The following is a 12,113-nucleotide window of genomic DNA, read 5'->3' on the forward strand; positions in this document are numbered from 1 at the left end:
TCCGACCTTGCAGATGGGCAAACCAGGCTGCGGGGTTCCTGCCGGGCGTCGTGAAATGAGTCATAGGCTGATTTCGGGGGCCGCACCGGACCCCACCAGGGGGAGGCGGGGGACTGGATGCGACCACTTCTGTCCGAGGATCCGCAGGTCATCGGCGTGTACCGGCTGCTGGGGCGGCTCGGGGCGGGTGGCATGGGCCGGGTGTACCTGGGCCGCAGCGCGGGCGGACGCACGGTGGCGGTGAAGGTCGTCCACCCCCATTACGCCCTCGACGAGCAGTTCCGCACCCGCTTCCGGCGGGAGGTGGAGGCCGCCCGGCGGGTCGGCGGCGCGTGGACGGCCCCGGTGCTGGACGCCGACCCGGACGCCGCCGTCCCGTGGGTGGCCACCGGCTATGTGGCGGGCCCCGCGCTCTCCCAGGCCGTGGCCGACGCGGGCCCGCTGCCCGAGCGGACCGTACGGGTACTGGGCGCGGGCCTCGCGGAGGCCCTGACGGCGGTGCACGCGCTGGGCCTGGTGCACCGCGACGTCAAACCCTCCAACGTGCTGCTGGCCCTCGACGGCCCCCGGCTGATCGACTTCGGGATCGCCCGGGCGACGGACGGCACCGCCTCCCTGACCGCCACGGGCGTCTCCATCGGCTCGCCCGGCTACATGTCGCCCGAGCAGATCCTCGGCGGGGAGGTGACGGGGGCGGCCGACGTCTTCTCCCTCGGCGCGGTCCTCGCCTACGCGGCCACGGGCGAGCCGCCGTTCACCGGCGACAACTCCGCCTCCCTCCTCTACAAGGTCGTTCACGAGCCCGCGGAGCTGGGCCCGGGCCTCACCCACGACCTGCGGGCCCTGGTCGCCGACTGCCTGGCCAAGGACCCCGCCGCCCGCCCCACCCCCGGCGACATCGTCCGCCGGCTCGCGACGGCCGACGGCGCGCTGCCCCTCGTCCGGTCCGGGTGGCTGCCCGCGCGGCTGGTCGAGGAGGTGAGCCTGCGGGCGGTGGAACTCCTGGACCTGGAGCCCGCCGCGGAGCCCGCCGCGCACGGCGGTGGCTTCGGGCCGCCCGATCCGTCGTACGGCGCGGGCGTGACGGACGCCCGCCCGCAGACACCCGCGCCGACGCAGCCGTCGTACCCGCCGCTGCCGCCGCGGCCGGGGCCCCCGCCGGAGGGCGGAAACGAGACGGCCGGGGACGAGACGGCCGGGAGCAAGACGGCCGGGAACGAGAGGGCCGGGAAGATCGCCCTGTCCGTCGGCGCGAGCGGCCGCGAGCGGGGCCCGGGCCGGTCACGGCGGGTGAGCTGCACGCTCGTGCTGTCGGTGGCCGGGGCGCTGGCCGCGGCGACGACGGCGGCGTTCGTCTTCGACCTGCTGCCGGGATCCGGCGGGAGCGACCACAGCGAATCGGCGCGGAAGCCGTCCACGTCGGCGCCCGGCTCTCCGGCGGCGGGCGATGTGCCGCGCGCCTTCCGCGGCACCTGGACCGGCGACGTCCTGCAGTCCGACGGCACCCCCAACGGCACGATGACCAGCACCATCACGGACGGCGCCAAGGGCACCTACGTGGTCCGCACCACGTACTCGGTGCTGAACGTCATGGAGTGCCGCAGCAAGGCGAAGCTGATCTCCGCCACCGACCGGAAACTCACCCTGGAGGAGGTCACCGACGGGCAGCGCAACCCGCTCTGCACGGGCGCGACGTCCACGGTCACCTACACCCTCGGGAAGAACGGCGGGCTGGCGTTCGCCTCCGACGACCCCAAGGGCGGCAAACCCACGTCGTCGCTGACCAAGCGCGCCGGCTGACCGCCGCCCCGCCCTGACCGACCGCCCTGTCAAGGCCCTGGCGTAGGGTGAAACGTCGTACACACCCCCTCCGAAGGGACGCCCGGTGACCGAGACCGCCGACCTCACGTCCGTCAATCTCGCAGCCGTCCTCGACCGGGCCGCCGCCGGTGGCCGGATCACCCCGGAGGAGGCGCTCGACCTGTACCGGTACGCGCCGCTGCACGCGCTGGGCTCGGCGGCCGACGCCGTGCGCCGCAAGCGGTACGCGGGCACCGAGCACATCGCGACGTACATCATCGAGCGCAACATCAACTACACGAACGCATGCGTCACCGCGTGCAAGTTCTGTGCCTTCTACGCCGCGCCGAAGAGCGACAAGGTGTGGACCCGCGACCTCGACGACATCCTGCGCCGCTGCGCGGAGACCGTCGCCCTGGGCGGCACCCAGATCATGTTCCAGGGCGGTCACCACCCGGACTACGGCGTCGAGTACTACGAGACGCACTTCGCGGCGATCAAGAAGGCGTACCCGCAGCTCGTCATCCACTCCCTCGGCGCCTCCGAGATCGAGCACATGTCGCGGATCTCGGGCGTCACCGCCGAGGAGGCCATCCGCCGCATCCACGCCGCCGGCCTCGACTCCTTCGCGGGCGCGGGCGCCGAGCTGCTCCCCGAGCGGCCGCGCAAGGCGATCGCGCCGCTCAAGGAGTCCGGCGAACGCTGGCTGGAGATCATGGAGCTGGCCCACAACCTGGGCGTCGAGTCCACCTCCACCATGCTGATGGGCACCGGCGAGACCAACGCCGAGCGGATCGAGCACCTGCGGATGATCCGCGACGTGCAGGACCGCACGGGCGGGTTCCGCGCCTTCATCCCGTACACGTACCAGCCCGAGAACAACCACCTGAAGGGCCAGACGCAGGCGACGCTCTTCGAGTACCTGCGGATGATCGCCATCGCGCGGCTGTTCCTCGACAACGTCGCCCACATCCAGGGCTCGTGGCTGACCACGGGCAAGGAGGTCGGCCAGCTCTCCCTGCACTACGGCGCGGACGACCTCGGCTCGATCATGCTGGAGGAGAACGTGGTCTCCTCGGCGGGCGCGAAGCACCGCTCCAACCGCATGGAGATCATCGACCTGATCCGCAAGGCGGGCCGCGTCCCGGCGCAGCGCGCCACGACGTACGAGCACCTGGTCGTGCACGACGACCCGGCGAACGACCCGGTGGACGACAAGGTCGTCTCGCACCTGTCCTCGACGGCGATCGAGGGCGGCACGGCGCACCCCGAGCTGAAGCTCGTCGCGTCCGACTGAGGCCGTTGCCGTGCTGACGCTTCACGCGGCGCCCTTCGTGCGGCGCACCTGGGACGCGGAACCGGTCGCCGACGGCGCCGTCGCCGTCGACGGCGACCGGATCGCGGCGGTCGGCCCGCTCCCGGAGCTGCTGGAGCGGTTCCCGGGCGCCCGGGTCCGCACCTGGCCCGGCACGCTCGGGCCGGCGCCGGTGCACGAGGGCCCGCTGCCGGACGCGCCCAGTCCGCGCGAGCGGGTGCACGAGGTGCTGAAGCGGGGCGGCGGGGCCGTGCTGGCCGAACACGCGGACGACCCCGGGCTGCGGGCGGCCGCGGGCCGGGTCGGTATGGCCGTCCTGGGGCGGACCCGGCCGGCGGCGCTCGTGGAGACCGGGCGCGCGGATCTCGCCGCGTTCACCGAGGACGGCCGGTGCGTCGCGACGGTGCTGGGCGGGCGGCTGGTGCATCGTCGGGCCTGACGGCCCGCGACCGTGCGTCGTCAATGGCGTTACGGGTAATCATCACTTCGGGTGGCACTACCGTCGTATGTAGGACCGCGAACCGTACCTACGTCCACACTCGCGTCCATGGGAGCAGTCATGACTACTCGCCGACCCGACGAGGTCGCCACCCCGGACAACTGGATGTTTCCGCCCTCCGAGGGCTGGACGTTCGACCAGGTCAAGGATCTTGAACTGCCCTTCGACTGGGAACTCGTGGACGGAGCGATCATGGTTCGTGGGCAGACGAAGCTGTGGCACGACTGTGTGCGTGACAAGCTTCGCCGAGAACTCGAGCGGGCGATGCCGGCCAAGTGCGCGGTCAACGTCGAGCGGTGTGTGATGTTGGACGAGAGCAACGTACGTAAGCCGGATGTGGTCGTCTTCGACGCCACGGACCTCGACATCTTCGCCGTGGAGTGCACCCCTGTGGACAGGGTGCAGCTGGCTGTGGAGGTGGTGTCGACCGGGTCGAAGAGCGAAGACCGGATTCGTAAGCCCGCCTTGTTCGCAGAGGCCAAGGTTCCGTATTACTGGCGCATCGAGCTTGAGGCGGACCGGCGTCTTGCGGTGCACGAGTACTGGCTACCGGTTGATGCGCAGTCGTACATTCCGGCACCGATGCACCCGGTGCACCGGGAGAAGATGGTCACGGAACTGCCGTTCCCGGTCGAGATCGACCTGACGGCCTTGCTCAGGCTCTGAGCAAGCGGCACTCTGCCGTCAGTGATCCGTAAGGGCACTGTCGTCGCGCGTCCGTCCGGGGGCGGGGCCGCGGTAGGCGCCGTCGGCATCGCGAGAGGCTTTCGCACGGCGCCCGCCCCGGCCCCCGTGCGGGCCGCCCGCCCCGGGGGTGAACAATGGGGGCGTGACCCGAGCATCCCTGGACAAGCAGCCGCACGAAGTCGCCGCGATGTTCGACGACGTGGCGGCGAAGTACGACCTGACCAACGACGTGCTGTCGCTCGGCCAGGCCCGACTGTGGCGCAAGGCGGTGGCCCGCGCGGTGGCCGCGCGGCCGGGGGAGAAGGTGCTGGACCTGGCGGCCGGCACGGGCACCTCCTCGATGCCCTTCACCGCCGACGGCGCCTACGTCGTCCCGTGCGACTTCTCCGTCGGCATGCTGCGCGAGGGCAAGAAGCGCCACCCGTGGCTGCCGCTCACCGCCGGTGACGCGACCCGACTGCCCTTCGCGGACGACGTGTTCGACGCCGTCACGATCTCTTTCGGGTTGCGCAATGTGCAGGAGACCGACACCGCGCTGCGCGAGCTGCTGCGGGTGACGAAGCCCGGCGGGCGCGTGGTGATCTGCGAGTTCAGCCACCCCACGTGGGCGCCGTTCCGCACGGTCTACACCGAGTACCTGATGCGGGCCCTGCCGCCGGTCGCCACGGCCGTCAGCAGCAACCCCGACGCGTACGTCTACCTCGCCGAGTCGATCCGGGCCTGGCCCGACCAGGCCGCGCTCGCGGCGCGGCTGCAGCAGGCCGGCTGGTCGAAGGTCGCCTGGCGCAACCTGACGGGCGGAGTCGTGGCGCTGCACCGAGGGATCAAGAACCCCGCGTGAACCGCCGGTAAGGCATACGGCATACCCCGCGATTCGGGCGCATAGCGCGCATATTGACGGTTTGTCATGGGCAAGGCGTGTGATCGGTACGATCATCCGCACCCCCCATCCGAACCGCCCGCCCGATTACGGGAGCACCATTGCCGTCGTTCTGTCCTGCCTGTGGTTCCGCGTTCGTCGAGGACGCGCGCTTCTGCGTGAAGTGCGGCCGGGAGCGTCCGCAGGAGGCGGGTGCGGCTGCCCCGGCGAGCCCGCCCGCCGCCCCGGCGACTCCGCCCGCCGCCTCCTCGACCCCGGCTGCCCCGGCCGCGCCGGCCGCCCCGGCCGCGCCGCCGTCCCCACCGCCCGTGGCGCCGCCCCTGCCACCGCCGCCTCCCCCGTCCGCCCTGCCGCCCGCCTACGCGCCGCAGGGCGGCTACGCGCAGCCCACCCCCACCGGTCTGTTCCTGCGCCGGACGTTCGGCGGCGACTGGCTGGGCTCGGCCAAGGCCGTCCTGTGGCCGACCGCCCTCCTGCTGATCATCGCGCTGGCCGTCTCCCTCCCCTCCTCGGACGACTACGAGGAAGCGAACTTCACTCATTGGAGTGACCGTTTCCAGGTCGTCATCGCGGTGCTGATGCAGGGCCTCGGCGGTGGCTTCGAGGTGGAGACCCGCCGCGGCGGCAGCCTCATCACCATGTTCGTGCAGGGCAGCGGCTCGTTGTCCGTATGGCTGCTGACGTTCACGCTCGCGTGGGCGGGCGCCGTGGCCCTCGGGGCCCGGCTGCTGCGCCGTTCGCTGCCGCAGGGCCCGAGCAGCGGCGCGGAGGCCGCGCTGCGCATCGGGCTGCTCTCGGGCGCGGTCGTCCTCGCGCTCGGCCTGTACGGGCAGCCGGACATGGAGGTCTTCACGGTCGACACCACCCCGGCGCTCGCCGCGCTGTTCACGTTCGCCCTGTCGGGCGCGGTGAGCGCGAGCGTGCTGTGCCGCGAGCAGCTCGTCGCGCGGTGCGGTGCGGGCGTGGCGATGGCCGTACGGGCGTGGGGCACGGCCCTGCGCGCCCTGGGGCTGTCGGTCGCGCTGTGCGCCGTCGTGGTGTTCGTCGTCATCGCGTCGCACGAGAGCGACGTGTCCGGCTGGGGCGTCGTGGCTTCGCTGCTGGTCCTCGTCAACCTGGCGCTCGTGGCGCTCGGTCTGTCGTGGGGCGCGAGCGTGGAGGCGTCGGCCGACAAGGCACGTGGCGGCGGGGAGGGCGGCACCTTCGGCCTCTCCGAACTCGGTGACACCTACGGCGGCTGGGCCCAGGCCGGCGCGCTGGCGATGGGCGTCGTATGCGCGGTGATCCTGGCCCTCCTGCTGGCACGACGCTCGGCCGACCGGCGCGAACAGGCGCTCTCCGGCGCCTTCTTCCTCGGGGCGTTCTGGCTGCTGTCCCTCGTCTCCGGCGCGAAGATGGAGATGTCGGCCGGCACGAGCTTCGGCTACGGCTCGCAGTCGGGCGGGGGCCAGCTGGGGTCGAACGCGGGTGAGGTCCTGCTGTTCGGCCTGCTGTGGACGGCGGGGGCGGTGCTCCTGGCCGCGTTCCTGTCGAGCAACGGCCGTATGACGCCGGGTGTCCCGCCGGGCTTCCCGGCACCGCCGCGGCCTTGGGCGGCGCCCGCGATGCCGGTGGCGCCTGCGGCTCCGGCGCCTGCGCCTGCGGCGGCTCCGGCGGCTCCCGTGGCTCCTGCGGCACCTGCGCCTCCGGCGGCTCCTGCGGCACCCGAGAAGCCGCCGGTAGCGCCTGCCGCTCCGGCTGCTCCCGCCGCTCCGGCCGCGCCCGCCGCTCCGGCGGCCCGCGAGGTGCCCACCGCCGTCTCGGCGTCGGCCCCGGCGCCCCCGGCCGCCGCTCCCGTGCGCCGCACCGGCCGTAACCGGGTCTTCATGTGGATGGCGATCGGCCTGGCCGCCTTCGTGGTGGGCGGTGCCGCCGCCGGCGGTGTGCTGCTGATGGACAAGAAGGACGACGGCAAGGGCACCGGCGGAACCGGGACCGGGGCCGCCCAGGCGAACAAGCCCGCCGCGAGCCCCGCGAGCCCCGCGAGCCCCGCGGGCGGCGCGAAGGCGTCCGGGGGCCCGTCCCCGGCCCCCTCCTCCCCGGCCCCGTTCCACGACGGGCCGGTCCCGGAGAAGGACCTGCCCAGCGGCTACTCGACGACGATCGCCCCGGAGGGCTTCGCGGTCGTCGTGCCCGACGGCTGGCGCCGCGTGGACAAGGGCAGCGGCCAGATCGACTTCATGGGCCCCACGGGCTTCCGTCACCTGCGCGTCGGCATCGCCAAGGACCTCGGGAAGTCCGCCCACGACCACTTCCTGGAGCTGGAGAAGGTGGTCTCCCGCCAGGACGGCTATCAGCGGCTCCAGCTGACGCGGAACACGTACCAGGGCAAGCCGGGCGCACTGTGGGAGTGGACGTACAAGGAGAAGGGCTCCGGCCGTCTCGTCCACTCGATCGACCAGGCGTACATCGACGAGACCGGCACCGAGTACGCCCTCCAGTACGAGGACTACGACGACAACTGGAACACGACGCGGGAGGTGTTCGACAACGCGGTGCGGTACTGGCGGGTCGCCCCGCTCGACTTCGACTGAGGCCTTCTCGGCGGTCTTCGCCTGTGGTTCTTCGGCTGCGGGCCGTCGTTGCCGCCTGCGGTGGCGGGCGCCCTGCGGGCGCGTCCTCAAACGCCGGACGGGCTTGATGTGGCCGACCTCAGCCGAAATCAGCCCGTCCGGCGATTGAGGACACCGCGGCGGTGGTCGGGGCAGCCGCTGCCCACCCGTCCTCGTCCGGCTCATAGACTCGGGCGTGACCAGCCCCTCGCCGAACGGGAGAGCCGACCGTGACCGACTCAGAGCACAGCGCCGATGTGATCGTGGTCGGGGCCGGTCCCGCCGGATCGACCACCGCGTACTACCTGGCCAAGGCCGGACTCGACGTCCTGCTGCTGGAGAAGACGGCGTTCCCGCGCGAGAAGGTGTGCGGTGACGGTCTGACCCCGCGCGCCACCAAGCAGCTCGTCTCCATGGGGATCGACATCTCCGAGGAGGCGGGCTGGCTGCGCAACAAGGGCCTGCGCATCATCGGCGGCGGCGTCCGTCTCCAGCTCGACTGGCCGGACCTCGCCTCGTTCCCCGACTACGGCCTCGTCCGCAAGCGCGACGACTTCGACGAGCAGCTCGCCCGCCAGGCCCAGAAGGCCGGCGCCCGGCTGTACGAGCGCTGCAACGTGGGCGCGCCCGTCATCGACGACCGCACGGGCCGCATCACCGGCGTGCACGCCAAGCTCGGCGAGGAGAAGACCCCCGTCACCTTCCACGCCCCCCTGGTGGTCGCCGCCGACGGCAACTCCACCCGGCTCTCCCTCGGCATGGGCCTGCACCGCCGCGAGGACCGCCCGATGGGCGTGGCCGTCCGTACGTACTTCACCTCCCCGCGCCACGACGACGACTACCTGGAGTCGTGGCTGGAGCTGTGGGACCGGCGCGGTGCCACGGACCGGCTGCTGCCCGGCTACGGCTGGATCTTCGGCATGGGTGACGGCACGTCCAACGTCGGCCTGGGCGTGCTGAACACCTCCGACGCCTTCAAGGAGCTGGATTGGCGCGAGGTGCTGAAGGCGTGGTGCGCCTCGATGCCGGAGGACTGGGGGTACACCCCGGAGAACATGACGGGCCCGATCCGCGGCGCGGCCCTGCCCATGGCCTTCAACCGTCAGCCGCACTACACGCGCGGCCTGCTGCTCGTCGGTGACGCGGGCGGTCTGGTCAACCCGTTCAACGGCGAGGGCATCGCCTACGCCATGGAGTCCGGCCAGCTCGCCGCCGACGTCATCGTCCAGGCCCACGCCCGCTCCTCCTACGCCCAGCGCGAGCTGGCCCTGCAGCGCTACCCGAAGGTCCTCAAGGACACCTACGGCGGCTACTACACGCTGGGCCGCGCGTTCGTGAAGCTCATCGGCAACCCGAAGGTCATGCAGATCGCGACGCAGCGCGGTCTGACGCACCCGCTGCTGATGAAGTTCACGCTCAAGATGCTGGCGAACCTGACGGACCCGACGGGCGGCGACGCGATGGACCGCATCATCAACGGGCTGAGCAAGGTGGCACCGCGGTCGTGACTCTTGGGCGGCGCCACGTTGCGGTTCGCCTCGCTGGATGCGGTCGTGACCACCGGGGCCCCGACGGGCGGAGGGGGAAGTAGCCGTACGGGCCGCCGCGCGGGGACAGCAGGGGCATGTCGCCATCGCGCAGGATCACGTGCGTGCCGCGTCGGCGGATCGGCGCGTTACGTCCATCTACAGCTTGGCCAGCCACTTTCCGCGGGCCAGGTACGTCGTCCCGTCGGGCTTGACGAACACCTTGGCCCCGCGCACGGGGAGTTCGCCGTGCGTGAGCCAGTACGTGCGGACCTCGTCGAGGATGTCCCACAGCCTTCGGGGGCCGCCCTGATGAACCCGAGGGGACTCGTCGGCGTGGGCGACGGCTCGGGCCCATGAGCCGTCGGCGTGCGCCATCAGAGCGACGCGCCGTCCGCCGTCCTCGTCGAACCGGTGCTCGATCCCCGGCGCCACGATGTCGAGCATCGATGCCAGGTCCCACGCTTCGGTGACCTGGACGACGGGGTACCGGCCGGTGCTGACGTCGTCGCCGTCGTGCTCACGCGCGGCCGTGAGCAGGCCGCCGAGGCGTGGTGGATAGTCGGGGCCGTTTCGGGAGGGCATGAAGCCCGCCCGGTCCCACTCGACGTGCCCGGTCGCGCCGCCGTCCTCGGTCTTCTCGGCGGTGACCAGGAGGGAGGTCCCGGCGATCGTGGTCACCAGCCGGCCGCCCGGGTTCAGCGCGGCGAGCCAGCTCGCCGGGATCGGCCGGACGGCGACGGTGGCGACGATGCGATCGAACATGCCGGGCAGCTCGCCGGTGGCGTCGACGGTTTCGAGGGTGGGGTGCAGACCCAGCTCGTCGAGGCGCGCTCGCGCGGTGTCGACGAGGTAGGGGTCGACGTCCATGCTCGTCACCTGCTCGTCGCCGAGGCGGCGACAAGCGAGGGCGTCGCCGTAGCCCGGCCCTGTGCCGACATGCCCAAGAGTGTCGCTGTCACCGAGGCGGGCGTGCTGGAACATCCGCACGACGAGACTCGGCAACGTCGAGGACGAGGTCGGCAGACCGGCCGGGCGGTCGTCGCTGCCCGCACCGTCGGCGTGCAGGGGGCCCACGCTGGTGATCAGCGAGGTATCGCTGTACGCGGTGTCGAGCCACCGCGATTCGTCGGCCGAGCCGTCCCGAACCGTCCAGCCGTCGGGGTCGCGCTGCCACCACCGGGGCACGAGGAGGTGCCGGGCGGTGGCAGCGACGGGGGCGCGCCACCGCGACGAGCGGTGTGTGACGCGCTCCGCGAGCGCTACGGCGTGAGGCTTCCAGTTCACCAGTGCTCCTCACTCGGGTACTTCGGCAGACACGCAGGGGTGCTGGCGGGGTCGCAGTCGCTGCTGTCGGCCGGCGTGCAGGCGTTTCGCGCATCCGGGACGCGCGCCGTGATCTCTGCCCACTTGGTACCGGTAAGAACGGCGGCGAGCCCTTCCCGCTTCGCGTTCCCGGCGGGCAGGTGTCGGGAGAGGATGCACCCGTACACCTCACCGTCCGGCGAGACAGCGGCTCGCTGGTGGAAGCACCGACCGCACAAGTCGTTCACGCCCGGTTCAGCGGCAGTGGGGTCCGCAGCGCGGCCCACCGGACGGGCGCGGTCGATCGTGATGCGCTGTACGCCGAGCGAGCGCAGCTCGGCCTTGGCCTGCTTGACGCGCTGGCCGTCGAAGACCTCGACGATGCCGACGCGAAGGGGGATTTTGCGGTGCAGGGTCTCGGCGATGTTCGCGCGGGTGCGGGCCCTTCGGGCGGCGCGCCCTGTGGGCGACTGCGTAGCAACGGTCACGCAGGGGCGGCGAGTTGAGCGTTGATGCGGAGCCCGTTGCGAAGGTAGGGGGTGCCGGTGTCGGCGGAGAGGGCGGCGACGGCGATATCGAGACATCGCCTCTGGTACGGGGTGATGCCCGCGTGGAAGTGGCGCGGGTCCGCGAACTGCCACGACTTCACGTCGTCGGGCAGCCCGGGGTAGCCGATGGATTCGATCTCGGAAGGGCTCAACTTCCCGCAGTAGAAAACGAAGTTGATGCGATCGCCGACCGCGCCCAATGGGGTGGCCTCCATATGGTCGACCACCAGGACGGGGCCGGGTCTCGTGGTCAGGCCGAGGCGGCGCAGATGGTACCCGGCCGGCCGCACGGCGGGTTCCTCGCCGGCCGCTTCCCCACCGGGTAGTTCCACCTTGCCGTTGGGACGGGTCACCATGAGCGGGTGGCCCGCGTCATTGGTGACGAATGCCTGGGCGGCGATTCGCCGGATGGGTGCGGTGATCTGCTGTGCTGCTTGGCCTTTTCCGGCCCGTTCCGAGTGCTGTGCCATGTGTCTTATGTGCTCCCTCGCACTGGGGTGCCCCTCCCTCCGGAGCCAAGGTGGGGAGTGGCGGGCTTCGGAACTTTCAGCCCACAACTGCCCCAGCGGCGCAGGGAGTTATTGCGGCGCGCCGGAGCGGCCCTGCCGGACCCGTCTGCGGCGGTGACGCACAGCGAAGGTAGCGCCGCCGGGAGACGGGAGCAACAGTATTGCCGGAGCTATGTTGCCGCCGGATCGCGTTGGCATATGCATAAGCCCCCCACCTGCGGAGATGGGGGGCTTACGGAGCGGCGGTCATCCGATCAGGTGATCAAACTCGCCTGCTTTGACGCCCGCGATGAACGCCGCGAGTTGATCGCGGGTCAGTGTGATGACAGTGCCGGGGGCTTCGCTCTCGCGTACCTGTATGGATTCGCCCTCGGTTCGCATCTGCATGCAGTTGTTGCCGCCCCCGCCACAAAATGAAGACTGCTGCCAATCGATTTCCGGCACTTTCAGCCC

Annotated in this window: 11 protein-coding genes; 7 read left to right on the plus strand and 4 right to left on the minus strand. The window is 71.7% G+C overall.

Translation table 11 applies throughout. The features are described 5' to 3' along the window. The first annotated feature begins 117 nt into the window (after positions 1–117). The 7 genes from ACZ6MA_RS32650 (at position 118) to ACZ6MA_RS32680 (ending at position 9,280) form a co-directional block, all read left to right on the plus strand. On the plus strand, positions 118–1,800 hold the full coding sequence (locus ACZ6MA_RS32650; protein WP_469438392.1) for a serine/threonine-protein kinase: 1,683 nt from the start codon (positions 118–120) through the stop codon (positions 1,798–1,800). An 85-nt stretch (positions 1,801–1,885) separates the two neighbouring features. Further along, complete coding sequence (gene mqnC / locus ACZ6MA_RS32655; protein WP_469438394.1) at positions 1,886–3,097, plus strand: cyclic dehypoxanthinyl futalosine synthase; 1,212 nt, start codon at positions 1,886–1,888, stop codon at positions 3,095–3,097. Positions 3,098–3,107: 10 nt separating this feature from the next. Further along, entirely contained in the window at positions 3,108–3,554 is a 447-nt protein-coding gene (locus tag ACZ6MA_RS32660; protein WP_469438395.1) for an imidazolonepropionase-like domain-containing protein, read from the plus strand. 108 nt (positions 3,555–3,662) lie between these two features. Continuing rightward, a complete protein-coding gene (locus ACZ6MA_RS32665; protein WP_469438397.1) occupies positions 3,663–4,280 on the plus strand; it encodes a Uma2 family endonuclease in 618 nt (205 codons plus the stop codon). Between the two features lie 163 nt (positions 4,281–4,443). Beyond that, positions 4,444–5,142: a demethylmenaquinone methyltransferase gene (locus ACZ6MA_RS32670; protein ID WP_469438399.1), complete on the plus strand. Its 699-nt coding sequence runs from the start codon at positions 4,444–4,446 to the stop codon at positions 5,140–5,142. A gap of 347 nt (positions 5,143–5,489) precedes the next feature. Further along, positions 5,490–7,754 (plus strand): hypothetical protein, encoded by a 2,265-nt coding sequence (locus ACZ6MA_RS32675; protein ID WP_469438401.1) that lies wholly within the window; start codon positions 5,490–5,492, stop codon positions 7,752–7,754. A 248-nt stretch (positions 7,755–8,002) separates the two neighbouring features. Next, positions 8,003–9,280: a geranylgeranyl reductase family protein gene (locus tag ACZ6MA_RS32680; RefSeq protein WP_469438403.1), complete on the plus strand. Its 1,278-nt coding sequence runs from the start codon at positions 8,003–8,005 to the stop codon at positions 9,278–9,280. 177 nt (positions 9,281–9,457) lie between these two features. Here ACZ6MA_RS32680 and ACZ6MA_RS32685 read toward each other — a convergent pair whose 3' ends face one another. The 4 genes from ACZ6MA_RS32685 to ACZ6MA_RS32700 form a co-directional block, all read right to left on the minus strand. Further along, entirely contained in the window at positions 9,458–10,585 is a 1,128-nt protein-coding gene (locus ACZ6MA_RS32685; RefSeq protein WP_469438404.1) for a methyltransferase domain-containing protein, read from the minus strand. After that, positions 10,582–11,091, minus strand: a complete 510-nt coding sequence (locus ACZ6MA_RS32690) for an SPASM domain-containing protein (protein ID WP_469438406.1) — start codon at positions 11,089–11,091, stop codon at positions 10,582–10,584. Before ACZ6MA_RS32690 ends, ACZ6MA_RS32685 begins: the two co-directional genes overlap by 4 nt. Beyond that, positions 11,088–11,621, minus strand: a complete 534-nt coding sequence (locus ACZ6MA_RS32695) for an NUDIX hydrolase (RefSeq protein ID WP_469438408.1) — start codon at positions 11,619–11,621, stop codon at positions 11,088–11,090. Before ACZ6MA_RS32695 ends, ACZ6MA_RS32690 begins: the two co-directional genes overlap by 4 nt. Positions 11,622–11,906: 285 nt before the next feature. Continuing rightward, positions 11,907–12,104 (minus strand): DUF397 domain-containing protein, encoded by a 198-nt coding sequence (locus ACZ6MA_RS32700; protein WP_469438410.1) that lies wholly within the window; start codon positions 12,102–12,104, stop codon positions 11,907–11,909. Positions 12,105–12,113 lie beyond the last annotated feature (9 nt).

The organism is Streptomyces sp. NPDC042259, assembly GCF_055582085.1.